Origin of the sequence: Pseudomonas sp. Z4-7, from assembly GCF_051131965.1 — a bacterium.
Lineage (GTDB): Bacteria > Pseudomonadota > Gammaproteobacteria > Pseudomonadales > Pseudomonadaceae > Aquipseudomonas.
On record NZ_CP071642.1, the window covers coordinates 3518954 to 3542742 of the forward strand.

At 60.8% G+C, this 23789-nt stretch carries 24 protein-coding genes and 3 tRNA genes; 18 read left to right on the top strand and 9 right to left on the bottom strand.

Annotated elements, in window-relative coordinates:
• Positions 1-76 precede the first annotated feature (76 nt).
• From J3P91_RS15765 to J3P91_RS15775, 3 genes are all read left to right on the top strand, one after another.
• Entirely contained in the window at positions 77-2500 is a 2424-nt protein-coding gene (locus J3P91_RS15765) for an autotransporter outer membrane beta-barrel domain-containing protein (RefSeq protein WP_434600992.1), read from the top strand.
• Positions 2501-2792: 292 nt separating this feature from the next.
• On the top strand, positions 2793-3692 hold the full coding sequence (locus tag J3P91_RS15770; protein WP_434600993.1) for an autotransporter domain-containing protein: 900 nt from the start codon (positions 2793-2795) through the stop codon (positions 3690-3692).
• A 195-nt stretch (positions 3693-3887) separates the two neighbouring features.
• Positions 3888-5513 carry an NADP-dependent glyceraldehyde-3-phosphate dehydrogenase gene (locus tag J3P91_RS15775; protein ID WP_434573779.1) on the top strand — a complete coding sequence of 542 codons (1626 nt, stop codon included), beginning with the start codon at positions 3888-3890 and terminating at the stop codon, positions 5511-5513.
• 13 nt (positions 5514-5526) lie between these two features.
• Here J3P91_RS15775 and J3P91_RS15780 read toward each other — a convergent pair whose 3' ends face one another.
• Positions 5527-6420 (bottom strand): DMT family transporter, encoded by an 894-nt coding sequence (locus J3P91_RS15780; RefSeq protein WP_434573777.1) that lies wholly within the window; start codon positions 6418-6420, stop codon positions 5527-5529.
• A gap of 133 nt (positions 6421-6553) precedes the next feature.
• On the opposite strand from J3P91_RS15780, the gene J3P91_RS15785 reads away from it, so the two are divergent.
• Complete coding sequence (locus tag J3P91_RS15785; RefSeq protein WP_434600994.1) at positions 6554-6991, top strand: Lrp/AsnC family transcriptional regulator; 438 nt, start codon at positions 6554-6556, stop codon at positions 6989-6991.
• Between the two features lie 215 nt (positions 6992-7206).
• Here J3P91_RS15785 and J3P91_RS15790 read toward each other — a convergent pair whose 3' ends face one another.
• A complete protein-coding gene (locus tag J3P91_RS15790) occupies positions 7207-7878 on the bottom strand; it encodes a Bax inhibitor-1/YccA family protein (RefSeq protein WP_434600996.1) in 672 nt (223 codons plus the stop codon).
• Between the two features lie 124 nt (positions 7879-8002).
• Between J3P91_RS15790 and J3P91_RS15795 the strand changes: the two genes are divergently transcribed.
• From J3P91_RS15795 to J3P91_RS15805, 3 genes are all read left to right on the top strand, one after another.
• Positions 8003-8090, top strand: a tRNA-Ser gene (locus J3P91_RS15795).
• Positions 8091-8212: 122 nt separating this feature from the next.
• Positions 8213-9070, top strand: coding sequence for an SPFH domain-containing protein (locus tag J3P91_RS15800; RefSeq protein ID WP_305501228.1), 858 nt, complete (start codon positions 8213-8215; stop codon positions 9068-9070).
• A gap of 134 nt (positions 9071-9204) precedes the next feature.
• Positions 9205-11031 (top strand): DAHL domain-containing protein, encoded by a 1827-nt coding sequence (locus tag J3P91_RS15805; protein ID WP_434600997.1) that lies wholly within the window; start codon positions 9205-9207, stop codon positions 11029-11031.
• 58 nt (positions 11032-11089) lie between these two features.
• Here the strand turns inward: J3P91_RS15805 and J3P91_RS15810 are convergent, their stop codons facing one another.
• Both J3P91_RS15810 and J3P91_RS15815 read right to left on the bottom strand, forming a co-directional pair.
• Positions 11090-11281 (bottom strand): DUF2188 domain-containing protein, encoded by a 192-nt coding sequence (locus J3P91_RS15810; protein ID WP_434600998.1) that lies wholly within the window; start codon positions 11279-11281, stop codon positions 11090-11092.
• A 101-nt stretch (positions 11282-11382) separates the two neighbouring features.
• Positions 11383-12282, bottom strand: coding sequence for a polysaccharide deacetylase family protein (locus tag J3P91_RS15815; protein WP_434573770.1), 900 nt, complete (start codon positions 12280-12282; stop codon positions 11383-11385).
• A gap of 237 nt (positions 12283-12519) precedes the next feature.
• Between J3P91_RS15815 and J3P91_RS15820 the strand changes: the two genes are divergently transcribed.
• From J3P91_RS15820 to J3P91_RS15830, 3 genes are all read left to right on the top strand, one after another.
• The gene (locus tag J3P91_RS15820; RefSeq protein WP_305500602.1) at positions 12520-12774 is read left to right on the top strand and encodes a DUF6555 family protein; all 255 of its coding nucleotides are present in this window, start codon (positions 12520-12522) and stop codon (positions 12772-12774) included.
• 153 nt (positions 12775-12927) lie between these two features.
• Positions 12928-13158, top strand: a complete 231-nt coding sequence (locus J3P91_RS15825) for a hypothetical protein (RefSeq protein ID WP_305500600.1) — start codon at positions 12928-12930, stop codon at positions 13156-13158.
• 119 nt (positions 13159-13277) lie between these two features.
• Positions 13278-13703, top strand: a complete 426-nt coding sequence (locus J3P91_RS15830) for a hypothetical protein (RefSeq protein WP_434600999.1) — start codon at positions 13278-13280, stop codon at positions 13701-13703.
• 25 nt (positions 13704-13728) lie between these two features.
• Here J3P91_RS15830 and J3P91_RS15835 read toward each other — a convergent pair whose 3' ends face one another.
• A complete protein-coding gene (locus J3P91_RS15835) occupies positions 13729-13956 on the bottom strand; it encodes a PLD nuclease N-terminal domain-containing protein (RefSeq protein ID WP_434601000.1) in 228 nt (75 codons plus the stop codon).
• A 93-nt stretch (positions 13957-14049) separates the two neighbouring features.
• Complete coding sequence (locus tag J3P91_RS15840) at positions 14050-14235, bottom strand: hypothetical protein (RefSeq protein ID WP_305500594.1); 186 nt, start codon at positions 14233-14235, stop codon at positions 14050-14052.
• A gap of 260 nt (positions 14236-14495) precedes the next feature.
• On the opposite strand from J3P91_RS15840, the gene J3P91_RS15845 reads away from it, so the two are divergent.
• On the top strand, positions 14496-14858 hold the full coding sequence (locus J3P91_RS15845) for an NUDIX hydrolase (RefSeq protein WP_434573765.1): 363 nt from the start codon (positions 14496-14498) through the stop codon (positions 14856-14858).
• 42 nt (positions 14859-14900) lie between these two features.
• Here J3P91_RS15845 and J3P91_RS15850 read toward each other — a convergent pair whose 3' ends face one another.
• From J3P91_RS15850 to J3P91_RS15860, 3 genes are all read right to left on the bottom strand, one after another.
• The gene (locus tag J3P91_RS15850; protein WP_305500591.1) at positions 14901-15116 is read right to left on the bottom strand and encodes a hypothetical protein; all 216 of its coding nucleotides are present in this window, start codon (positions 15114-15116) and stop codon (positions 14901-14903) included.
• Positions 15117-15494: 378 nt separating this feature from the next.
• Positions 15495-15581: transfer RNA gene (locus J3P91_RS15855), tRNA-Leu, on the bottom strand.
• A gap of 193 nt (positions 15582-15774) precedes the next feature.
• A tRNA-Cys gene (locus J3P91_RS15860) sits at positions 15775-15848 on the bottom strand.
• A gap of 12 nt (positions 15849-15860) precedes the next feature.
• On the opposite strand from J3P91_RS15860, the gene J3P91_RS15865 reads away from it, so the two are divergent.
• The 7 genes from J3P91_RS15865 to J3P91_RS15895 all read left to right on the top strand — a co-directional run bounded on the left by J3P91_RS15865 (position 15861) and on the right by J3P91_RS15895 (position 23771).
• Positions 15861-16175, top strand: coding sequence for a hypothetical protein (locus J3P91_RS15865; RefSeq protein ID WP_434601001.1), 315 nt, complete (start codon positions 15861-15863; stop codon positions 16173-16175).
• 12 nt (positions 16176-16187) lie between these two features.
• Positions 16188-17027 (top strand): SRPBCC family protein, encoded by an 840-nt coding sequence (locus J3P91_RS15870; protein ID WP_434573758.1) that lies wholly within the window; start codon positions 16188-16190, stop codon positions 17025-17027.
• The gene (locus J3P91_RS15875) at positions 17027-18199 is read left to right on the top strand and encodes a zinc-dependent alcohol dehydrogenase (protein ID WP_434601002.1); all 1173 of its coding nucleotides are present in this window, start codon (positions 17027-17029) and stop codon (positions 18197-18199) included. Before J3P91_RS15870 ends, J3P91_RS15875 begins: the two co-directional genes overlap by 1 nt.
• 243 nt (positions 18200-18442) lie before the next feature.
• Complete coding sequence (locus J3P91_RS15880) at positions 18443-19666, top strand: MFS transporter (RefSeq protein WP_434601003.1); 1224 nt, start codon at positions 18443-18445, stop codon at positions 19664-19666.
• Positions 19667-19765: 99 nt separating this feature from the next.
• The gene (locus J3P91_RS15885) at positions 19766-20281 is read left to right on the top strand and encodes a sigma-70 family RNA polymerase sigma factor (protein WP_305500585.1); all 516 of its coding nucleotides are present in this window, start codon (positions 19766-19768) and stop codon (positions 20279-20281) included.
• On the top strand, positions 20282-21247 hold the full coding sequence (locus tag J3P91_RS15890; protein WP_434601004.1) for a FecR domain-containing protein: 966 nt from the start codon (positions 20282-20284) through the stop codon (positions 21245-21247).
• 88 nt (positions 21248-21335) lie between these two features.
• On the top strand, positions 21336-23771 hold the full coding sequence (locus J3P91_RS15895; protein ID WP_434601006.1) for a TonB-dependent siderophore receptor: 2436 nt from the start codon (positions 21336-21338) through the stop codon (positions 23769-23771).
• Positions 23772-23789 lie beyond the last annotated feature (18 nt).

Genomic DNA, 23789 nt, shown 5'->3' on the forward strand with positions numbered 1-23789 from the left:
AGGCCCGTGAGCCTTCTGTAGAGCAACCGAGGCTGGATTGCGGCATGCCACGGATGCCGATGCTGAGGGAAAGCAGATGAGCTTGCGCAATCATGGCGTCAACCGGCTGTTCAATGCCTTGTGGCTGACTACACCGCTGTTGCTGGACGCATCGCCCGTCATGGCGGCATGCACCCTGACGCCGACGGCAGGCAATGACAGCTATGTCTGCGACAGCGGCACCAGCCCCGGATTGAGCGACCTGTCGGGAGATAACCGCCTGACGATGCCGGCCAATGGCAGCGGTGTGATCCAGGGAGACATCACCTTCGGCGCCGGAGCCGATTACGTCGAGATCAATCCCGACGGCATCGTGGCAGGCGACGTGCAACAAGGCTCGGGCACCGATGATTTTGTCATGCGCGGCGGCAGCATCCAGTCACTGGCCCAGGGCGATGGGCTCGATACGTTCCTGATGACCGGCGGCACCATCGTCGGCGCGTTCGAAGACGGAGACCAGGCGACAATGACCGGCGGCACCATCGGCCGGGTCGACATGAAACTCGACGATAATATTTTCGACATGTCAGGTGGGCAGATTCTTGGCAATCTGGTGACCGGCTTTGGGCGGGACACCATTATCGTTAGCGCGGGACGCATCGGCGCAAACGTCAGTGTCAGTGGCGGTGACGACCGGATTGCCGTGAGCGGGGGCGAGATCGTCGGCGAGGTTCGAGCCAGTTTCGGTAATGACCAGTTGCAGTGGAGCGGCGGCCTCATCCGCTCCGCCATCCTCATGGGCGAAGGCAACGACACGGCGCTGTTGAGCAACCTGGATAAAACCCTGCTCGCCACCACACCCAGCCTGGATGGGGGGTTGGGCCAGGACACACTGGCTTTTGTGGCCAGCACGACCGGCGATGGCGCCCGTTACCTCAACTGGGAATCGGTCAGCGTCACCCAAGGCTCGCGCCTGGACTTGGGCGACACGCTGGTCTTGGGCGACGGTATCACCGGCACCGGCACGCTGAACATCGACGCAAGCAGCCTGTTGACGGCCAGCCAGGGCAGCATTCGCCCGTTCACCGCCGGCCAGATGGCGACGCTTGAAAATGCCGGAACCATCGACCTCGGTGCAGGCAACACCCGCACCAGCGACACCCTTACCGTACAAGGCAACTACGTCGGCAATGACGGCCAGTTGCGCCTGCAGACGCTGCTTGATGCAGACGACTCGCCGAGCGACAAGCTGATCGTCAATGCCGGCACGCTTGGCGGCAGCACGGCCATCACCGTCACGAACATCGGCGGTGCCGGTGCCTTGACTGCCCGCGACGGTATCGAGCTGGTCCAGGCTCAGGGCGGCGCCGTCAGCGACAGCGGGGCTTTTTCATTGGCGCGATCGGTGTCGGCCGGCGCGTTCGATTACCGTTTGTTCAAGGGCGGCGTGACCGGTAATGAAAACAGTTGGTATCTGCGTTCGACCGTGGTCGCCGGTCCGATCGCCGTGGCCAGCCCCACGCTGCCGCCCTTGCCCGTCGCCGTGCCGGGCGCAGCGCCCATTGCGCTGTACCGTCCGGAAGTACCCGTCTGGTCGGCGTTGCCTCCCGTCGCCGCCCAACTGACCCTGATGGCCCTGGGCACGTTCCATGATCGCCAGGGCGACCAACGCCTGCTGACGGAAACCGGCGCCTTCGGGGCCGGTTGGGGTCGAGTCTATGGCAAGGACCTCGATCAGACCTGGGCCGGCACGGTGACACCGAGGTTCGACGGCTCCATCAAGGGTTTCCAGGTCGGCAACGACCTTTACAGCGCGCCGGTCTTCGACGGCCAGACCCAGCGCATCGGCTTTTTCGTTGGCCATAGCGAATTGAATGGCAACGTCGACGGCTACAACCTGGGGTTCGAAGGGCGGCGCGCCGGCAAGGTTGAACTCGACGGCGACAGTTATGGCTTGTACTGGACGCTGACCGCTCCCTCCGGTGGTTACATCGACACGGTGGTCATGGGCACCCGGTTGAATGGGGACAACCGCTCCGAACGCGGCCTCAAGCTGGATAATCGCGGGCATGCGCTGACCCTTTCGGCGGAAGCCGGCTACCCATTTGCCGTGGGCAGTGGCTGGGTCGTCGAGCCACAAGCACAGATCATCCATCAGAAGATCTCCCTGGACACCCAGGATGATGGGATTTCCAGAGTCGAATTCGATTCCGACAGCGCCTGGACCGGCCGGCTCGGTGCCCGTCTCAAGGGTCGCTACCTGATCAGCGACACGCCGGTAGAGCCGTACCTGAGGGCCAATGTCTGGCACACGTTTTCCGGCACCGACACGGTGACATTCGACGACGCCCAACGGATCGAGACCCAACAACGCAGCTCAACCGCCGACCTGGGCGCGGGCGTCATCGTCAGCCTTGCGCCTATGGTCAGCGCCTACGCCGGAGTGGACTACGGCAATAACCTCGACAGCAACCAGCAACGCAGCGTGGCCGGAAATGTCGGCGTGCGAATCAGTTGGTGATCGAGGATGGCGACTAATTGACGCCTGATAAGAGTCAAAAATAACCAACTGTAATCAGTTATTTACTGGCCACTGATTTCAGCGTGCCACTGGTCGGCCATTTTCTTGACGCACCCGCATCAGTCCTCTTGACTACAACGTACTACCCCCGGAAACACAGTCAGGGGCAGGCCTCTGGAACCCCGTTACGACGGGCTGCCAGAGGCTTGCCCCAACCCATTCGGTCGCCCCTCATTCGGGGTAGGAGAGACGCCCTGAGCGAGAGATACATGCGATTGCAAGGCAGGCCCCCATGAAAACGTCCCAGCGCCCCCAAGCTCTTCAAACTACCCTCTGCACCGTCTCCACTTCGTTATTGCTGTGCTCCTCCATGGAGCTCCAGGCCGAGCCTGCCGAGCGGCCGGCTTCCCTTTGGTATGACCGAATGCCAGCCGATGGCCAGACGGACAACGACGCCGTAACGGGCAGGAGCCCCGCCCTGCTTACCCTGCGAAGCGACAGCGGTCACACCCAACGGATGGGTTTGATCAGCGCTCGACACCAAATCACTGCCAACCATGGCGGACTGCTGGTGACACCGGCCATGAGCGATCCCGGCAAGGATGCGCTGAACCTGCAGGGCCCCAGCCTCGGCGCCTACTGGAGCCTGACCGGTCCGGCAGGCTGGCACCTGGATTTGAGCGCGAGCGGCGGACGCGTCAATGGTTACAGCCTGACCGAACAAGGCCAGCGCCAGGCCACCGAGGGCAACGCCGTCACGCTGTCGGTCGAGGGCGGATTTCCCATCGGCATCAGCGATAACTGGATCGTCGAACCCCAGGCCCAATTGATCAACCAGCGCATCACACTCGACACACCGAATGCCGGCAATGGCAACAACAAACTCAACAGCTGGAGCGGCCGCGTCGGCGCCCAACTCAAAGGTACGTACCAGGTCAACGGCCTGGGCGTGGAGCCTTACGTGCGCACGAACCTGTGGCACACGGTCCAGAGCGCCGACACCCTGAGCCTGGACAAGGTCGAAAAAATCAGCAGCAGCCGTAAGTCTTCTACCGTTGAGGTGGGCCTGGGGCTGGTGGCCCGGGTGACGCCGGTGGTGAGCCTCTATGTCAGCGCTGACTACAGCAGCGACGTCGACGACAACGACCTCAATGGCGTCATTGCCAGCCTCGGCGTGCGGATGCGCTGGTAAGTGCTCGCCGTTCACACCCGCTCCCTCGTGGCGAGAAACCGGCATCTTCGCCACGCGGGCATTGCGCTCGGCGGAGTGAATGGCATGGCCTCGCGTCCCGGCACACTTAAAAAACACCTCCATTAAGGCGTATAACGCTAAAAGCGATTCATGCCTGCCGCAGCCCATGGCTCATTTCATTGATGGAGTAACGACATGACCACAGCCACCTTCCTCGCCAATCTGTTCCCCGGTGCCGCCGACATCCCGCCAGCCTACCGCCTCGAAGGCCAGGTGGAGCAGCGTGAATACCTGGTCGATGGCGTCCTGAAGACCTGGCAGGGTCCGCTCGCCACGGTGCGCAGCCCGGTGTACCTGGCCGGCGCCGATGGCGATGAACAGGTCATTCTCGGCAGCACGCCATTGCTGGATGCCGAGACCGCCCTCACGGCCCTTGACGCTGCCGTCCGGGCCTATGATCGCGGGCAGGGCCAATGGCCGACCATGCGCGTCGCTGAACGCATCCGTCATGTCGAGACTTTCCTGGCGCGGATGCGCGAGCAGCGTGAGGCGGTGGTCAAGCTGCTGATGTGGGAGATCGGCAAAAACCTCAAGGATTCCCAGAAGGAATTCGACCGCACCTGCGACTACATCGTCGACACCATCAATGCCCTCAAGGAACTGGACCGTCGATCCAGCCGCTTCGAGCTGGAACAGGACACCCTCGGACAGATCCGTCGCGTGCCATTGGGCGTGGCCCTGTGCATGGGCCCTTACAACTATCCGCTGAACGAAACCTTCACCACGCTGATTCCCGCGCTGATCATGGGCAACACGGTGGTGTTCAAGCCGGCCAAGCTTGGCGTACTGCTGGTACGGCCACTGCTGGAAGCCTTTCGCGACAGCTTCCCCGCCGGCGTGATCAACGTGATCTACGGCAGCGGCCGGGAAACCGTCAGCGCCCTGATGGCCAGCGGCAAGATCGACATATTCGCCTTCATCGGCACCAACAAGGCCGCCAGCGACCTGAAGAAACTCCATCCGCGCCCGCATCGCCTGCGCGCCGCGCTGGGGCTGGACGCGAAGAATCCTGGCCTGGTCCTGCCCGACGTCGACCTGGACAATGCCGTCAGCGAGGCGCTGACCGGTTCGCTGTCCTTCAACGGCCAGCGCTGCACCGCGTTGAAGATCCTCTTCGTCCACGAAGACATCGCTCCGGCGTTCATCGAGAAATTCAACGCAAAGCTTGCTGCGCTGAAACCCGGTATGCCATGGGAAGACGGCGTAGCACTGACGCCATTGCCCGAAGCGGGCAAGGTCGATTACCTGCATTCGCTGGTGGCCGATGCCGTTGCCAAGGGTGCCGGCGTCATGAACCAGCACGGCGGCGAGTCCCGGGCTTCGTTTTTCTACCCGGCGGTACTCTATCCGGTGAACACCGCCATGCGGGTCTATCACGAAGAACAGTTCGGCCCGGTGGTGCCCATCGTGCCGTACCGCGACGTCAATACCGTGATCGATTACGTCCTCGAGTCCGACTTTGGCCAGCAACTGAGCATTTTCGGCACCCACCCGGCCGAAGTCGGCAGGCTGGTGGACACCTTCGCCAACCAGGTCGGACGCATCAATATCAACGCCCAATGCCAGCGTGGCCCGGACACCTTCCCGTTCAATGGCCGGAAAAACTCCGCGGAGGGCACATTGTCGGTTCACGACGCACTGCGGACCTTTTCGATCCGCACCCTGGTCGCGACCAAGTTCCAGGACAACAACAAGGCGCTGATCAGCGACATCATTCGTGAGCGGGATTCGAACTTCCTGACCACCGATTACATCTTCTGATCAGCACCGACCCTCAACTCAGGGCTGGGCGGCGCGACTTGATGCCCCAGCCCTGCTGCATGCCGGCAGCCGCCAGCAGGATCGCCGCCACACCCAGCCATTGCAGCGGCTCGAGGCGATGGCCGAAGGCAAACCAGTCAACGAAGATCGCCGCGATCGGGTAAATAAAGGATAGAGCGCCCGTCACGGCAGTCGGCAACCGTTGGATCGCGCTGTACAGCAGTACGTACATCACGCCGGTGTGAATCATGCCGAGGGTCAGCAGGCTGGCCCAGGCCTCGGGTTGCTGCGGCAAGGCCGAAAAATTCGCCCACGGCGCCAACAAGAGGATACCGGTGGCGACCTGGATCAACGCGATCAAGTGCGGCGGCGTGCCGGTCAGGCGCTTGATGATCAACGCCGCCACGGCGTACAGGAATGCCGCCCCCAGCGCCAGGGCGATGCCCACCAGGTAATCCTCACCTCCCTGCCCCTGCTCGCCGTGGGCGCTGACAATGGCCAACATCCCGAGAAACGACACCGCCAGCCAGAACAGCTTCTGCGCAGTGATCTTCTCTCCCAGGAACAGCGCGGCCAGCCCCACCAGCATGAAGGGCTGGACGTTGTATACGGCGGTGCCGATGGCGATCGAAGCGCGGGAGTATGAAGCGAACAACAACACCCAGTTACCGACGATCGCAACACCACTGAGCACCGCCAGCAGGAAAGTCGTGCGGGTCAGGATATCCCGGCGCAGGAAACCGAAACCGGCGCAGATCAGCAACAACGTGCCGGCGCCAAACACGCAGCGCCAGAACACCACATCCAGCACCGGCAGGCCGGACACCAGCACGAACCAGCCGATGGTTCCGGAAATCAGCATGGCGGCGGTCATTTCGAGCGAACCGCGGCGTAGGGTCTTGTCCATCTTCAGGCTCCTTCAGTGAATGGACACAGTATGCCGACCCGCCTGGGTGCTTCTCCATGGTTTGAAAAAGGCTAGACTGGCTTTCGACCTTTTTTATCAAGGCAACTTCGAGCATTTGCCTAACGGAGCGAAAATGACTGACGACATCGACCAGATCCTCATCAGCGCCTTGATGGAAGACTCACGACGTTCCCTGAAGGCCTTGGCGAGCCTGAGCGGCCTTTCCTCCCCCAGCGTTGCCGAACGCCTGCGCCGGCTGGAGGAACGTGGCGTGCTCAAGGGCTACACCGTCGAGGTCGATCCAAAGTGCTTCGGTTATCAACTTCAGGCCATCGTGCGCATCCGTCCGTTACCGGGGCAGTTGCAGGAAGTGGAGCGGCAGATCCAGGCCATCGGCGAATTCACCGAATGCGACAAGGTGACGGGGGAAGACTGTTTCATTGCGCGACTGCACGTGCGCTCGATGGAGCAGTTGGATGTGCTGTTGGACAAGTTGAATGTGCTTGCCGAAACCAATACGGCGATCGTCAAGAAGACACCGGTCAAGCGGCGCTTGCCGCCGATGGAGTGAGGGCTTTTGAAGTGACCGCATTTCTGTGAAAGCGAGCCTGCTCGCGAAAGCAATATCACAGTCGATGAAGATGTTGGATGTGCTGGCCTCTTCGCGAGCAGGCTCGCTCCCACAGGGGCCGGTATCCGAATACAAAAAAAACGGCGCCTTCCCTTTCGGGAAAGCGCCGTTTTTTTAATTGAACAGCTCAGGCCATGACAGCCGTCACCGCCCTATCAGTCGTCGCGACTCATCAACCCGAACAGTTGCAGCAGGCTGACGAACAGGTTGTAGATCGATACATACAGGCTGATGGTTGCCATGATGTAGTTGCGCTCGCCGCCATGGATGATGGCGCTGGTCTGGTAGAGGATGCAGACCGACGAGAACAGCACGAAGCCGGCGCTGATCGCCAGTTGCAGGCCGCTGATCTGGAAGAAGAAGCTGGCCACTACCGCACCCAGCAACACGAAGAAACCGGCGGTGATGAAACCGCTCAGGAAGCTCATGTCCTTGCGCGAGATCAGCACGTAGGCCGACAGACCACCGAACACCAACGCCGTCATGGCGAAAGCCGAGCTGACCACTTCGGCGCCGCCCTGCATGCCCAGGTAGCGGTTGAGGATCGGGCCGAGCAAAAAGCCCATGAAACCGGTCAGGGCGAAGGCCGAAACCAGGCCCCAGGCCGAATCGCGGAGCTTGTTGGTGAGAAAGAAAAGGCCGTAGAAACCGATCAGCACGACAAAGATGTTCGGGTAACCGACACGCATCTGTTGTGCGACGAAGGCCATCACACCGCTGAAAGCAAGCGTGAGAGCCAGCAAGCCATAAGTGTTGCGCAGGACGCGGCTAACCTCTAGCTGCTCAGCCTGCACGCTGTTGTTCACTGCGTAATCCTGTTCGCGCATGGCGACACTCCTCCGGGTTTGAAACATTCAGTGGCAAGGATAATAACAGACGCTCTGTAACAAGCTACGTAGAGAGTTTGACAGTGTGTTTCATTCGGGTATTATGGCGCCCGCAACGCAGTACGGAGGTGTGGCCGAGTGGTTTAAGGCAACGGTCTTGAAAACCGTCGACTGTAACAGGTCCATGAGTTCGAATCCCATCGCCTCCGCCATCTTCTAACGTCAAAGCCCTGATCATTCAGGGCTTTTTCGTGTCTGGCGTTTGAAAAAACAGTGACGGTCTTCACAAAGGAAACAGTGCATGCCATCCCCTACCCCACTCAAGGAAAGTAAAGTGACCAGCAAAACCATCGGTTCGATCGTCGCGGCAATTATCGGCGTGGTCCTGTTATGCGTGTTCTTTGGCAGCTGGTACACGGTTGATGAAACCGAGCGTGGCGTGCTTTTGCGCAACGGCGCGCTGGTTGGGGTGGTTGAGCCGGGCCTGTCGTTCAAGACGCCTTTCATCGAGTCGGTCCGCCTGATCAGCACACAGAGCCAGGTGACGTCCTATGACGACCTGCAGGCGTACAGCAAGGACCAGCAATCGGCCGAGCTCAAGGTGTCCGTGTCCTGGCATATCGCGCCTTCCGATGTGGCGAAGGTCTATACCCAGTTCAAGGACCTGGAAGGCATTCGCGACCGGATGATCAGCCGCCAGGTGCCGACTCAGGTGGAAAACGTGTTCGGCAAGTTCAACGCCGTCGCCGCCGTGCAGAACCGCGTGCAACTGGTCAATGATATTTCGGCGGCGATCAAGGCAACGATCACCGGGCCGGTGATCATCGACAGCGTCCAGGTTGAAAACATCGATTTCAGCGACGCCTACGAAAAAGCCATCGAAGCGCGCATGGCCGCTGAAGTGCAGGTCAAGACGCGTGAGCAGCAGCTCGCCACCGAGCAGGTCCAGGCTCAGATTCGGGTGACCCAGGCCCAGGCGGAAGCCGATTCGCAAGTTGCCCAGGCCAAGGCCGACGCGCTGGCCACCGAGCTGCGCGGCAAGGCTGAAGCCGAGGCGATCAAGGCGCGCGCCCAGGCGCTGGCCAGCAACCAGAATCTGGTTGAGCTGACCAAGGCCGAGCGTTGGAACGGCGAGCTGCCCACCACCATGCTGCCCAACACCGCGCTGCCCTTCATCGATCTCAACAAGTAATGCCCCTCGGCGCGGCCAGTTCTGGCCGCGCCTCCTCGCAGCACAGTGTGCCCGGAGCACATCCGTCCGCCTCGTTGACGCTACACTTTGCTCACTGACGCATCCGACGTTTGAACGTTAGCAGGGAGCTCTACGTGTACCCAGGCCAAAGCAGCTCGAAGAAACACCCCGTCTCCCTTATCAAAAAATACAAATGGCCCGCCCTGTTGGCCACCGCGCTGGTTGTGTTTTCAGCCCTGATATTCTTCCTAATCAAGTCCTACACGGGCGACACCGCGACCTTCTTCGAGTCACGCGACTTCATCCGTCAGCTCAAACAAGCCGACGCCAACTGGAACGTGAAGATTCTCAGGAAAAAAATAGGCGTCAGCAACAACTTGTCACTCGCTCCGCCAGCCGACGCGCAAAGCCGATGGGAGCAATTGGAGCAACTGAACAGTTCCGGTCCACTGGCTGCACTTTGGGCGTCGAGACGCAACGGTTACAGGGACGCGGTCAGGAACAAGACCCTGTTGGTGGAACAGTTCGAGCAGCACAATGCCAGTCTGCGCGCCTCTCTGGATGCACTTCCGACGGTAGAGGATGAAATTCAGACGCTGCTGCAACAGATGAAGGATGACGGAGAAATCGCTCGGCTAACGGCAGCCTCCAGCGTTCTCGACCTGGCGCTGACCACACTGGAATACGCGCTTTATGTCACCTCGGACAAAGCCAGCGAACTGCAAGAACAGCTAAGCGAACTCGAACATCGGATCGACCAGTTGCCCTCGCCCTATCGGCCGGCTTTCACCTCACTGACCCGGCACGTCAAGACCGTTATCCAGGAACAGCCAGTGGTCAACGATCTGCTGGATCGCATCAGCGTCATCCCCGTCGCCCAGGAACTGGACAGCATCAACGAGCTGCTCAACGAAACGCAGCGCAGGACGGCCGCGACCGATCGCAAATACCATATGTACCTGGCCGTCTGCGCCAGTCTGATGGCGCTCTTGATGATCTACCTCGCCGTACGGCTGGTGCGCAGTTCTTCGCTCATCAACCAGATCAACCATGAGCTGCAAACGTCCAACGACAAGCTGGAGCAACGCGTGCAGGAGCGTACGCGCGAGTTGAAGGAGGCCGAGCGTGAGCTGGTGGACGCGGCGCGCATGGCAGGCATGGCCGAGATCGCCACGAACGTGTTGCACAACGTTGGCAACGTCCTCAACAGCGTCAACATCTCAGCGGAGCTGGTGACGCGCAAGTTGAAGAACAGCAAGACGCAAGGGCTGGGCAAAGCGGTAAGGATGATGAATGAACATGCCACGGACCTGGGTCAGTTCATCACCGAGGATGAAAAAGGCAGGTTGTTGCCCCGGTATTTCAATGAACTGGTGGATTCCATCGCCACCGAACAGGGGTTGCTGATTGAAGAACTCGCGCAACTGACCAAAAGCATCGACCATATCAAGGAGATCGTCACGACTCAGCAGACCTATGCCGGGGCTGCGCGGCTGATCGAGCTGCTGAATGTGGCCGACCTGTTCGAAGATGCATTGCGCATGAATTCGGGTGCGCTCAGCCGACACCAGGTCACCGTGATCAAGGATTATCAGGACATTCCGATGATCATGGGCGACAAGCATCGCCTGCTGCTGATCCTGATCAATCTGATCAGCAATGCCAAGGCCGCCATGTCCAACGTCGAGCCGCCAAGGGAAATGACCCTGGGGGTCCGCATCGTCGATCAGACAACGCTCTGCGTCAGCGTCAGGGATCGTGGCGAAGGGATCGCGCCTGAAAATCAGGCGAGGATCTTCAACCACGGATTCACCACCCGCAAGGATGGCCACGGTTTTGGCCTGCACAGCTGTGCCCTGGCGGCGGTGGAGATGAACGGTCGCCTGCAGGTTGAAAGCGACGGACCGGGGCAAGGCGCCCTGTTCACTTTGGAAATCCCGTTGGAACTGGCAATTTCCTGAGACAGGTTGACTTCGCGGCGAGCGTTTATTCCCGCCGCGAAGTCAACGGAACGTCTGTCTACCTGACGTTCGCGGACGCAGCGCTGCGGCGTCTCCTGGCGGGCAACGCGGCGGCATAGGCCAACGCTTCTTCGCGCGAGGCAAAGGAACCCAACCGGTCCGCCTGGGTGCAGACCCTCCAGGGCCCGCTGTTCACGCTGAGCACGTCATAGCCGTTGATGTGCACTTTGGTCAGCATCGCAGTACTCATGATCGTCACCTCCTCAAGAAAACGGGGTTACCGCGCCTACCTTACTCCCGGTGCGCCCATAAGGGCCAACCGAGCGTCGCCATGCTGGCTCGTCAATGCCGTCAGTCAGGATCGCGCTTCCATAACCAATCCCACAGACCGGGCAGGCGCACCGGCTGGGTGGCGTCCTTGAGGGTCCGGGCCATCGCTGCGCGCTCTAGCGCCTGGCGATCGTCATAGAAAGGTTTCGCGTAGGTCTTCAATCCGGTGGCCTGGGCGCTGTCGATCAGGATCTGCAGATACTCCCGCGCATGACGGGCGGTATAGCGGTTGAGGTCATGGAAGGTCACCACCACCGGAATCACTCCATCCACCGCAGGCAACTGCCCGGCCGCGATGCGCTCACGCACCTCCGAGAGCTGGCGTAGCAGGTTTATCCGCCGGCGAGGACTCAGGGTAATGCCCCAGACCTTGCCGTCGTTGGCGCTCAGGTCAGTCAGCAAAACATGCATGCCATGCCGTTGATAGGCGGCGAAGGTGCGCTGGTCATAGCTCCAGAATGGCGGCCGGACCAGGGTCGGGGGTGCCCCGGTAACCGCGGCGATGTCGGCTGCACCGTGGGTAAGCGAAAGCTCCAGTTCATCGGGATCGAGAGATCGATGGTTGGTGTGCCAATGGGTGGCCGTGTGAAAACCCAGGACATGCCCCTCGCGCTGCTCACGTTGCAGCACCGAACGACCGATGTCGCTGCCACCGGCCCGTGGCGCGCGCGTCTGGACAAAAAACAGCGCCTTGATTCCCGGCTGCACCGGGTTGTCTGCAAGGGCGTCGAGCACGTCCAGGCTCGGGTTCCAGAAGGATGAGGCGCTGGGACCGTCATCGAATGTCAGGAGGAAACGGATCGGCGGTTGGACGCGCAAGCGTTGCTCGGTTTGCGCGGTCAGCTCGATGGGCGAGCCGATGCATCCCGACAGGCCGTTGGCAAGCAGCACCACAAGCAGTGCCTTGGCGATCTTATTCATGTCCTGCCTTTATTCAGTGCCAAACCTGCGTCGCCTTCGATCCCTGGCACCGGTGTTGAAGCCCACCTTGGAGAAGGTTAACCGGGTTTGGTTCCTCACCATAAGCGCCTTCATTCACGGCGTGTGATACATCTCACGCGGCAGCCCTGCCCGCCCCGATTTTGACCGTCCGGAAATTCGATGGAATTTTCCGAACGCCTCCGTATCCATCCGTATAGGATCAATTAGGGAGGATTTATGGGCGGTCCATCGCTTTACATCATCGACTACGTGCTCCATGGCGAGCCCAAGTCTTTCATCATTCGTGCAGAAGTGATGAATAACTCCGAAGCTTGGCACTGGGCCAGTTGCGATGCGGGTGTCGGACGTATACCCAAATTCGGCAGGGAAAAGGTCAAGCGGGTCTCCAAACCCATGGCAGAAAAATATGGCATTACCGATGTGCGCTGGCGAGCTTCCGTCGCGCCGTCATGGGTCAGGGAGTCAGGCTGAAACAGACATGAACACGTCCGGCGTACCGATTGTCCAGTCGTGCGCCGGATATCGTCCGATCAGAAATATCTCAACTACGCTTTACTGCAGCATGGCCCGCCGTCACTGGCGGATTTTGTGCTGCCCCATCCTGACCTTTAACGGAGGTGTGACATGTCTGAAAAAGAGTCCATCACCACCCTGCTGACCTTATTGGAATCGCGCCAGGCGCGGCTGACAGCCGCCTGCAAGGAAATTGCCGACTGGGTCGACCACCAGGGCGGGCACCCCGCCGCCGTAAGAATCCGCGACCGACTCAATGATATCGAGAAGGACGCCCCCACCATCCAGAGCGCGCTGTCCTCATTGAAGCCCGCGGAACCGCCACTGCCGAAGTTCCGTTAGCCATCGCCCCAGGCAGGCCTCCCCTGTTCCACGGTTGCAAAACCAATGGAACGAGCACGTCTTTTGCGCCTCGATATCGTTAGGTATCGGTGCAAAATCGTCTTGAAAGGGAGAACATCATGAATGCCAAGGTCCTGCTTCTGATCGCCTGCGCCAGCCCTGCGACTGTCCTGGCGCAAGGTTGTGAAGTCACCACCCGGTCCCAGAGCCAAGCGGTGCCGGAAATCGAAACCCGCAGTTGTTATGAGTACAAGGGTGTTCCTGCCGAAGCCATCGGCTGGTCGTGCAGTAACGAAAGCAAGGGCACGCTCAGCACCGAGAAGAAACCCGTCGAACGCTGCGCCGAGGGTTATGTAGCCACCTGCCAGGCGAGGCTGACCCAGGAGGCCCTGGCCAATCCACGTTCCACCAGCAAGGACCGCAGTGGCAGCTCGGCGAATCTTCCGGACAATGCCCAGGTCACCCGGTACTACTACGGCGCAGAACAGCTTCAGCAAGCGAAAAAGGACTGCGAAACCACCGGCGGCGAATGGAAAAACCATTGACCGGGGTGGCCCGCATGTCCCGATGTCAGCCCTTGCTGTGCTCGGGCGACGAAGGCGGATTCTTCATGCCTCGCGGCCCGGCCACACCCCAGATAATCAAGCCCAGCACCGGCAGGATGACCAGCAGCAGTGCCCAGCCTGCCTTGGTCCCGGCCGATTTGTCGCTGCGAAAGACGCTGACGATCGCCCACAGATCCAATAGCAACACGATTACCGCAACCGCGATCCAGAAATAACTGGCTAGTTCAGACATGGCCTTATCCTCTTGTCAGTCTATGGATTAGGCATGACCGCTGCGGGACCGTTCAAAGAATCTGCCTGTTACCTGCGGAGAGAGGCGATGCAGCTACGAGCGTTCATTCAGATAGGCGACCCATTGCTCATAGGCCTCATGTTGGCGCCGGACGGCCTCATCCCAGGCAGTCCCGGACATTTGATGGACACAGATCAGCGCCATCATTTCTGAGGTCGCTGTGTCGAGCTCGACTAAAAGTTCGTGGGATTTGATTTTGAAGTCTTCAACGGTGGTCATCTCTTCTCGCTCCCCCATTACCGGGACCGGATCGTCCACCCAACATTGATACGTTTTTCCGGCGCTGATTCATTTTTTGCGATGACCGGTCGATGCCGCGCAACACCGATAGCCATTGGTGAAATAAACGCAGCCTTTCATGGCTGCCCACGGTCCCAGCGGTATGAGCCGAAATACTTTTTTGAACGTGCGGATGGCGCAAGGCTCAAATATTGCAGTTATATTGCAATTTAATGACAGTCAGTAATTGGGCAACGTTTATGAAGATACGAGCGACCGTCATTTGCGAAGAAAACCGCCACATCCTCCTAGTCCGTAAGCCCAAAAGCCGCTGGGCCTTGCCTGGCGGCACCGTCGAGCGTGGCGAGACGCATGCCGATGCTGCCCTGAGAGAACTGGCGGAAGAAACCGGACTGAGCGCCGAAAACCTGCTCTACCTGATGCGGGTCAGCGATGGCGACACCGAACACCACGTCTTTGAGGCTTCGGTCAACGACTCGAAGGGCGCCAGGCCGCAGAATGAAATCAGCGACTGCCTGTGGCACCCCTTGGATGCCCTCGCCCAATTGCAGATGAAAAAGGGCATGCGGGAAATTCTCGAGGCGTTTCGGCGCAGGTTGTAAAAACCCGGCACAGCGGCCGGGTTTTGTGAAGCCCTTTGCAAACTACTTCGCCCCGCCATTCTGGCGGTTCGTCTGGGCGTCCTGATCGGAACCGGGGTTTCCCGGCGGTGGATTCCAGTCTTCCGGCCTCTCGCCAGTGCCCTGCTTTGGCTCGGATTCAGCCTGTTCAAGGCCAGAATCATGACCTTCGCCAGTCTCAGGCGTTTTTTCATCAGGTCCCGGGTATGGCGCTTCTGGACCGTTGTTGTCGATTACCATGATGTTCTCCCGTATAGAGCGCAGGATCTGCGCATACCTTTGAGAGGGTTTGCTCGGGCGGGAGGTGCTATGGCGTCGACGAGCGGACCAAAAACGGCTGGTGGCCCTGGTGCTGCTCACTTAAGAGAAACGACAAACCCGTGGCGAGGGAGCTTGCTCCCGCTCGGCTGCGAAGCAGTCGTAAACCAGCGGATGCGGTGTGTCTGATGCTCGGTGTTCAGCAGGTTTTGGGGCCGCTTCGCGACCCAGCGGGAGCAAGCTCCCTCGCCACGGGTCTGTGGTGAACAGCCATGGCTGATCAGCCGGGCTGCTTTTTACAGTTCCCGGAAACGAAAAAGGGCTTGCCTCAGCTTTCGCTCACAAACCCTTGATCTTGAATGGTGCCCGAAGCCGGAATCGAACCGGCACGCCCTTACGAGCGGGGGATTTTAAGTCCCATGCGTCTACCAGTTTCGCCATTCGGGCGGTAGCGCGGTCAAGCCGTGTGGAACTGTCAAATGTGCATCTGACAGGATCAAGGCTGGTGCAACAGAGCGGGAAATATATACATCCCTCCCCTGTGAAGCAAGGTTGGCATCGGCCTTTTCAAGACAAAACCTTTCCTTGCCTGGAAATAAAAAAGCTCTGTAGATCAATAATCTACAGAGCTTTTAAAAAGTGGAGGCCGAAGTCGGAATCGAACCGGCGTAGGTGGATTTGCAATCCACTGCATAACCATTTTGCTATTCGGCCTCAAGACGCCTGATGCACTACAACCACATCAACCGCATACAAACTGTATCGGAGCCCAGTTCGCTTACAGCGCGCTATCTCCTTGAAAACATTGAAGTTTTTTACGCTCCGATGCATTCGATGGGCGCAATTATGTACTCATTTGCCCAGGCTGACAACCCCTTGATTTCAAAAAAAAATTACCTGACGGCCAGGCCAAAGCGGCTTTTCCACGGGGTAGCGCAACGAGCTGGACCCTTGTCTCCTGCTCATCGGGAAACCATCGATTTAAACGGAACAACCTCCTTCACCCTCGGTTCATTCGTTATGTCGTCCTTGAATCAGTAAAGGAGAACCATCATGACTGAACGCCCACAACTGGTGGCGAGCCGGGCTCCGGTGCCGACGCCTTCGCATCCCAATCTCGGCAAGCCGGAGCGGCTGATGTCGCTGGCGGCCGGTTCATTGTTGATCGCCAACGGCCTGCGCCAAGGCGGCCTCAAGGGCTGGCCTCAGGTATTGCTTGGCGCGTGTGCTGCCTGGCGTGCCTATTCCGGCACGTGCCGGGTAAAACGGGCGCTGACGCATAGTCCGTTCGAGCAGACCTTCGAACAGGATCGTGACTGGGGCGGCAGCAAGGTGATTTCCCGCAGCATCACGGTTGGCAAGCCCAGGGAGGAAGTGTTCGCGTTCTGTCGCGACCCCGCCAATCTGGGTGCGCTGATGCCTTGGATCGACGCCATCGAGCAGACCGGCGAACGCACTTATCGCTGGGTCGCCCATGGCCCGATGGACAAGACGTTGCACTGCGACCTCGAACAGTGCGAGCCCAAGGAAGACCGCAAGCTGCACTGGATCGCCGGGCCGGACACACGATTCAAGCACGATATCCAGATGCATTTCAGCGATGCCCCGGGCGGGCGCGGTACGCAGATCAAAGTCATTGTCGCTTGCCAGACGCCGCTCGGCGCGGCTGGCTACGCGCTGGCGGCGGCGATTTCCCGGTTCTCGGACAAAGCCTTGTTGAATGTGCTGCGCAGCATCAAGCAGCAGCTTGAAACCGGAGAAGTCAGCACGAACAGGATGCGCCCGGAACAGACGCAGGATTTCCTCTTCGTGCACCCTGCCACACGCGCGACTCAGGCACCCGCCAATGACTCATCCACTGCAAAATCCGAACTCAACGGAGGAACCGTCTGATGCGCGCATTGACTTGGCAAGGCCCCAACAAGCTTCAGGTCGAGACGGTCGCCGACCCCTCCATCCTCAACCCTCGTGACGCCATCGTGCGGGTGATCCTGTCCTCGGTGTGCGGCTCGGATTTGCACTTGCTGGGCGGTTACGTACCGACCATGCAGGCCGGTGACATCATTGGTCACGAGTTCATGGGCGAGGTAGTGGAGACCGGCTCGGCCGTCACGCAATTCAAAAAGGGCGACCGGGTTGTCACGGTGTCGATTGTCGGCTGTGGAGAATGCGAGCACTGTCAGCGCTCGGACTTTTCCTGCTGTGACAATTCCAACCCGAACCCCACGGCGACAGACATTGCCTACGGCCAACCGGCGTGCGGCATCATCGGCTACAGCCATGCCTTCGGTGGTTATGCCGGCAGCCATGCGACCTATATCCGCGTGCCCTACGCCGACGTCAATCTATTCAGCATTCCCGAAGGCGTCAGCGATGAGCAGGCAGTGTTTGTCTCCGACGCAGTGCCTACCGGCTATTTCGCCGCCGACAACGCCGACATTCAGCGCGGCGATACGGTAGCCGTCTGGGGCTGCGGCGGCGTCGGGCTGATGGCGATCACCAGCGCCTACCTGCTGGGCGCCGAACGGGTGATCGCCATCGACCGCTTTGCCGATCGATTGCGCCTGGCCGAGGAAAAAGCCGGGGCCATCGCCCTCAACTACGAGACCACCGATGTGCATGCCGCCTTGCTGGAGCTGACCGGCGGTCGTGGGCCGGATCGCTGCATCGATTGCGTTGGCATGGAGGCCCACGGCACCGAGGTCGATTATTTCTACGACAAGACCAAGCAGATGCTGCGCCTGCACACCGAGCGCGGAACGGTGCTGCGCCAGTCGATCCGCGCCTGCCGCAAAGGCGGGACGGTGTCGGTGGTCGGGGTCTATGGCGGCCTGCTGGACAAATTCCCGATGGGCGCGATCGTCAACAAATCCCTGACCCTGCGTTCTGGCCAGCAACCGGGGCAGCGCTACGTGAAGCGCTTGTTCGAACACATTCAGAACGGCGAGCTGGACCCCTCCTACCTGCTGACCCATCCCATGGGGCTTGAGCAGTCGGTGGAAGGCTATGGGATGTTCAAGGAAAAACGCCAGGATTGTCTGCGGGCGGTATTTCGGCCGGAGTGAAGCTCGTGGCGAGGGAGCTTGCTCCCGCTCGGCTGCGCAGCAGTCGTAGATCGGCGGGCGCGGTTTGCCTGATGCACCGTGTCGGGCCATCTGGGGCCGCTGCGCAGCCCAGCGGGAGCAAGCTCCCTCGCCACGAGAGCGAGTGCGCGCCAGCGGCGGGATTGATTGTCGGCGCATTTTCCCCTTGCCCGGATCGACGCACTGGTGGATAAGACACAGCTTTGTCGCCCTGCGAATGTTTCCATGCCCCGTATAGGTCTCCCCCAGGCTTCAAGTGTCCGCCTGCTCGTCTTCCTGCTGTTCTCCATCCAGCTGGTTTCCATGGGCGCGATGGAAATGAGCGGGCCGTTCTGGCCTGTGCATTTGCGCCAGCTGACCACCAACGACGCGCTGTTCAGCTTTGCCAGCACGGCGGTGTACGTCGGCCCGATGCTGGGTATCATCCTGACCAGTGCCTTCTGGGGCCGGATCGGTGATCGTTACGGCCACAAGCTGATGATGATTCGCGCGCTGGCGGGGCTCTCGTTGACCCAGCTCGGGCTGGCATTGAGCAGCGATATCTGGACGATCCTGGTCCTGCGTTTCCTGCAAGGCGCCTTTGCCGGTTATATCGCCCCGGCCCAGGCCTATGGGGTGAGCATCGAGGCACCGTCGCGGCGGGCCAGGCTGTTTGCGCTCCTGCAGATTTCCACGAACGTCGGTTCGTTGCTCGGGGCGGTGGTCGGCGGGCTGATTCTCGATCATGCGACGTTTTTCTGGATCAACATCGTGGCCTCGGGCCTCTGCGCCGTATGTACCGTTGTCGCGGCGCTGGCGTTGCCCAACGTGGCACCAGTAAAAAAAGCACCGCTGGCAGGCAAGCCTCCCCTGCCGCCCAGGCTGTTCGACCCGGCGATCAATTGGCTGCTGGGCATCATGGGCCTGCTGCTGCTGGCGCGAATGCTGCCACAGACTTCGTTTTCCTTGTACGTGGGGACGACCTTCGAGGTCAGCAATGCCATGGTCGGGCTTTGCTACGGCTTGCTAGCCCTGGGCTTCATTCTTTGTGCGACGTCCTGGTCGCGCTACTTCGAACGGCGCAATCCGGCGCAAACGCTGCAGGCCATGGCGAGCATTGTCCTCGGCCTGGTCATCGTCACCGCCGTGGCCGGCCTGACGCGCCAGCCGGTCGTCTTCGCCCTCGCCTATTTCATCTGGGGCCTGCTGTTGGGCGCAACCACGCCAGTGCTGACGGCGCTTATCTCCAGAAGTGTCGACAACAGTCGCCAAGGCCAGGTGCTGGGGTTGGCCCAGGGCGTTTCACAGACGGCATCGATCATTGGCATCTCCCTTGGCGCATTGCTCAGCCAGGTGTATGGCCTGGAGCACATTTTCCTTTATGTCGGCCTCGCCTACGCAATCGCACTGGTGCCCTTGATGCTACTGCGCCACAAACCACTCGGAATCGCCGACAGGGCTGGCGAATAGCGACACAAACCGAAAATGCCCGTCTATCAACCTTGCGCGGCACTGAGCGCCTCCACTACTATTGGGAATAATTCTCACTATCAAAAAAATACAACAGCCATGAGCGATCCAGGGTCAGCGGTCAACGATTGTCACCTGCGCACCGTCGCAGACCTCTACAGCGGACACCATGGCTGGTTGTACGCCAGGCTTTATCGAAAACTGGGCAATGCGCTGGACGCCGCCGACCTGGCCCATGACACGTTCATTCGCATCCTCGCCTCGAAGGTGGCGGTGATCGAGGAACCGCGTGCGTACCTGAGCTGCGTCGCCGGGGGCATCCTGGTCAACTGGTTCCAGCGCAAGGCACTCGAACGCGCCTACCTCCAGGCACTGGCGACATTGCCCGAGCCCGAAGCGCCATCACCCGAACGACGCTTGCTGGTGCTCGAGACACTGCATGAAATCGACGCCATGCTCGACACCCTGCCACCCTTGGTAAAGCGTGCGTTCCTGCTGTCGCAGATCAACGGCCTGAAATATGACGACATCGCCACGCAACTCGGCGTTTCGCTGATCACCGTCAAGCGCTACATGAAACAGGCTTTCCTGCACTGCCTGATGCTGGTGGACTGAATGTCCGCCCATGACCGCCACGCCCTCGACCCGGCCATTCTCAACGAAGCCGCCGATTGGCTGATGCGCCTGAGCGAAGGCAGCGTCAACGACGCCGAACGCCTGGAGTGGGAACGCTGGCGTACCAGCAGCCCGGCCCACCGCCAGGCCTGGGCGCGGGCCGAACTGCTGCTGAGCAAGCTGCAAGGCTTGCCGCCCGCGCTGGCGATGCCGGCGCTGGACCGCCCGAGCAATCCGGCGCGGCGTGCCGCCATGGGCAAGCTGGCCGCCCTGCTCGCCCTGGCGCCATTGGCCTGGGGCAGCTGGAAGCTCAACGACTGGCAACAGTGGACCGCCGATTACCGCGCTCCGGTGGGCGAGCGGCGCGACCTGACCCTGACCGACGGCACCCGCCTGACGTTGAACACCGACACCGCAATCGATGTGTTTTTCGACGAACACCAGCGCCTGCTGCTGTTGCGCCGAGGCGAAATACTGGTCCAGACCGCAGCAGACCCATCAGCGCTCGCCCGACCGTTCCGGGTGCAGACCGACGAAGGCCGGATGCAGGCGCTCGGGACGCGCTTCAGCGTTCGCGAAGACACCGGCCATACTCGCCTCGTCGTGCTGGAAGGCGCGGTGCGCATCGAGGTCAAGGGCATCGGCGAGCAAGTGGTCGGGGCTGGCCAGAGCAGCGGTTTTACCGCCCGGGGCATCGACGCCCTGAAACCTGTCGACAAGTCGGTGCTGGCCTGGACTCAGGGCATGCTGATGGCGGACAACATGCGCCTGGCGGATTTCGTCAACGAACTGAGCCGTTATCGCAACGGCGTCCTGCGTTGCGACCCGGCGATCGCCAACCTACGGATATCCGGCGCCTTTCCCCTGAACGACAGCCGGCAGACCCTGAACATGCTCGCCCGAACCTACCCCATCCGCGTCACATCCCGCCTGGGCGATTACTGGGTCATGCTGGCGCCGGCTTGAGCCCTGAAAAAATAATCGGGCGGGGCTGATACTTTTTTCAATCCTGGCTGGCTTAGAGAGCAAACCCTCTGCACAGGATCATCCCGCCATGCCCGTTGCCCGCCCCCTGCGTTCGGATTGCAAGCTGAATCTGGCGATTCGCAGTGCCATGCTCAGCGTTGCACTTTCCACCTTGAGCCCGTGCACCTGGGCGGCACCGGACGCGCCGCTGGACAACGTTGCCAGCCAGTCCTACAACATCCAGCCAGGTCCCTTGGGTGCCACGTTGTCGGCGTTCGCCGTGCAGGCCGGCATCGCATTATCGTTTGAACCCTCCCTGACCCAAGGCTTGAACAGCCCGGGCCTTTCAGGGCAGTTCACCGCGCGTGAAGCATTTACCCGATTGTTGGCCGGCAGCGGCCTGGAACTGGTCGCCCGCGACGATGGCAGCTACACCCTGGAAAAATCCGCCGGCGACGGGGGGCTGGCCCTGGCGCCAACCACCATCAATGCCGCCGAGGTGCGCCCCGGGGATTTGCCGGCGACCTACAGCGGTGGCCAGGTGGCCCGTGGCGGCCGGGTTGGCCTGCTGGGTAACAAGGACCTGATGGACACGCCATTCAGCGTCAGCAACTACACCTCGACCCTGATGAAGGACCAGCAGGCCGTGACCGCCGCCGACGTGCTGGAGCGCGACTCCTCGGTGCGCTCTACCGGCCAGACCGGCGGCATCGTCGATTCGTTCTTCATTCGCGGTTTCCCGGTGGGCGAAGGCAACCTGGGTGAGCTGGCGTTCGACGGTGTGTACGGCGTGGCACCCAACTACCGGGTGTTCACTGAATACGCCGAGCGCATCGAGGTCATCAAGGGCCCGGCTGCGCTGCTGTACGGCATGTCGCCCAACAGCGGCGTCGGTGGCGTGATCAACATCGTGCCCAAGCGCTCGCTGGACCAGGACCTGACTCGCGTTACCGCCAGCTACGCCATGGACACCCAGGCAGGCGGGCATGTCGACATCAGCCGCCGCTTCGGCGAGGAACGCCGCTTCGGTGTGCGCATCAACGGCAGCCTGCAGGGTGGCGACACCGCGATCGACAAGCAGTCCCGGGATGTCGGCATCGGTGCGATCTCCCTGGATTACCAGGGCGACCGGTTCAGGACCAGCCTGGACCTGATCAGCCAGGAAGAACAGTGGGACGCACCCTCCCGGCCGTTTGCCATCGCCAGCGGTGTCGAGGTGCCTTCGGCGGCCAACGGGCGCAGCAACGTGACCCAGGAATGGGGCTGGTCCGAAACCCGCGACAAGTCGGCGCTGCTCAGTGGTGAATATGACCTGAGCGACAACCTGACGGTATTCGGCCACGCCGGGGGCGGCAGGTCCGATGTGGCACGACTGTCGGACCAGACCCCGACGATTCTCAACAGCGCCGGCGACACCCGCTCGATACCGGGCTACTACAAGTTCGAGGTAGAGCGCTACACGGTCGATGCCGGTGCCCGTGCCCGCTTCGAAACCGGTCCGGTCAGCCACAGCGCCACCTTGCAGGCCAGCCGCTATCGCGATGAATTGCGCCGAGGAATCAATTCTGGCGCCCCGGTCTTTTCGAATATCTATCACCCGGTGGCGCGCGACAAACCGTCCATCGCGTCGCCCGATGTGGCGAAGGTCTCGGATACCGAACTGTCCGGCGTGGCCCTGGCCGATACCTTGTCGATCCTCGATGAACGGGTCCAGGTAACGCTTGGCCTGCGCAAGCAGAGCATTAAATCAAACAACTACAACACTCTCGGGAATGTCACCAGCGCCTATGACGAAAGCGAAACCACGCCTTTGTTCGGCGCGGTGGTCAAGCCCTGGGAACATGTGTCGTTCTACTACAACTACATCGAAGGCCTGAGCAAGGGCGACACCGCGCCGGCCACTGCGAGCAACTCGGGCGAAATCTTCAAGCCCTACATCTCTCGCCAGCAGGAGGTCGGGGTCAAGGTCGACTACGGCACGTTCACCTCGACCCTGGCGCTGTTCCAGATCAAGAAGCCCGCCGGCGAATTGACCAACGGCACGGCCGGTGGCGTGTATTCGGTCCAGGGCGAGCAGCGCAACCGCGGCATCGAACTGAACATGTTCGGCGAACTGCGCGAGGGTACGCGCCTGCTCGGTGGCGTCACCTTGCTCGACGGCGAACTCACCAAAAGCGGGACCGCCGCCAATCGCGGCAACAAACCGGTGGGCGTGCCCGAAGTGCAGGCCAACCTCTGGGCCGAATGGGACACCCCCTGGGTCCAGGGCCTGACGTTGACCAGTGGAGCGATCTACACCGGCAGCCAATACGTCAACCAGGCCAATACCCAAGAGCTCGATCCGTGGACACGCTTTGATGCCGGCGCCCGCTACAGCACGGTACTCGATGGCCGGCCGACCACGCTGCGCGCCACGGTGCAGAACGTATTCGACCGCGAATACTGGTCCGGCGTGGCCTCCTACGGCGCGTTCTCCCAAGGCGCGCCACGCACCCTGTTGCTTTCAGCGACGGTCGACTTCTGATTGCGCCTCGCCCCGAAC

Excerpts from the sequence above, each read along its gene's own strand:
- J3P91_RS15765 (WP_434600992.1), top strand. The coding sequence starts at position 77 with ATGAGCTTGCGCAATCATGGCGTCAACCGGCTGTTCAATGCCTTGTGG.
- J3P91_RS15770 (WP_434600993.1), top strand. The coding sequence starts at position 2,793 with ATGAAAACGTCCCAGCGCCCCCAAGCTCTTCAAACTACCCTCTGCACC.
- J3P91_RS15775 (WP_434573779.1), top strand. The coding sequence starts at position 3,888 with ATGACCACAGCCACCTTCCTCGCCAATCTGTTCCCCGGTGCCGCCGAC.
- J3P91_RS15780 (WP_434573777.1), bottom strand. The coding sequence starts at position 6,420 with ATGGACAAGACCCTACGCCGCGGTTCGCTCGAAATGACCGCCGCCATG.
- J3P91_RS15785 (WP_434600994.1), top strand. The coding sequence starts at position 6,554 with ATGACTGACGACATCGACCAGATCCTCATCAGCGCCTTGATGGAAGAC.
- J3P91_RS15790 (WP_434600996.1), bottom strand. The coding sequence starts at position 7,878 with ATGCGCGAACAGGATTACGCAGTGAACAACAGCGTGCAGGCTGAGCAG.
- J3P91_RS15810 (WP_434600998.1), bottom strand. The coding sequence starts at position 11,281 with ATGAGTACTGCGATGCTGACCAAAGTGCACATCAACGGCTATGACGTG.
- J3P91_RS15815 (WP_434573770.1), bottom strand. The coding sequence starts at position 12,282 with ATGAATAAGATCGCCAAGGCACTGCTTGTGGTGCTGCTTGCCAACGGC.
- J3P91_RS15820 (WP_305500602.1), top strand. The coding sequence starts at position 12,520 with ATGGGCGGTCCATCGCTTTACATCATCGACTACGTGCTCCATGGCGAG.
- J3P91_RS15825 (WP_305500600.1), top strand. The coding sequence starts at position 12,928 with ATGTCTGAAAAAGAGTCCATCACCACCCTGCTGACCTTATTGGAATCG.
- J3P91_RS15830 (WP_434600999.1), top strand. The coding sequence starts at position 13,278 with ATGAATGCCAAGGTCCTGCTTCTGATCGCCTGCGCCAGCCCTGCGACT.
- J3P91_RS15835 (WP_434601000.1), bottom strand. The coding sequence starts at position 13,956 with ATGTCTGAACTAGCCAGTTATTTCTGGATCGCGGTTGCGGTAATCGTG.
- J3P91_RS15840 (WP_305500594.1), bottom strand. The coding sequence starts at position 14,235 with ATGACCACCGTTGAAGACTTCAAAATCAAATCCCACGAACTTTTAGTC.
- J3P91_RS15845 (WP_434573765.1), top strand. The coding sequence starts at position 14,496 with ATGAAGATACGAGCGACCGTCATTTGCGAAGAAAACCGCCACATCCTC.
- J3P91_RS15850 (WP_305500591.1), bottom strand. The coding sequence starts at position 15,116 with ATGGTAATCGACAACAACGGTCCAGAAGCGCCATACCCGGGACCTGAT.
- J3P91_RS15865 (WP_434601001.1), top strand. The coding sequence starts at position 15,861 with ATGCACTACAACCACATCAACCGCATACAAACTGTATCGGAGCCCAGT.
- J3P91_RS15870 (WP_434573758.1), top strand. The coding sequence starts at position 16,188 with ATGACTGAACGCCCACAACTGGTGGCGAGCCGGGCTCCGGTGCCGACG.
- J3P91_RS15875 (WP_434601002.1), top strand. The coding sequence starts at position 17,027 with ATGCGCGCATTGACTTGGCAAGGCCCCAACAAGCTTCAGGTCGAGACG.
- J3P91_RS15880 (WP_434601003.1), top strand. The coding sequence starts at position 18,443 with ATGCCCCGTATAGGTCTCCCCCAGGCTTCAAGTGTCCGCCTGCTCGTC.
- J3P91_RS15885 (WP_305500585.1), top strand. The coding sequence starts at position 19,766 with ATGAGCGATCCAGGGTCAGCGGTCAACGATTGTCACCTGCGCACCGTC.
- J3P91_RS15890 (WP_434601004.1), top strand. The coding sequence starts at position 20,282 with ATGTCCGCCCATGACCGCCACGCCCTCGACCCGGCCATTCTCAACGAA.
- J3P91_RS15895 (WP_434601006.1), top strand. The coding sequence starts at position 21,336 with ATGCCCGTTGCCCGCCCCCTGCGTTCGGATTGCAAGCTGAATCTGGCG.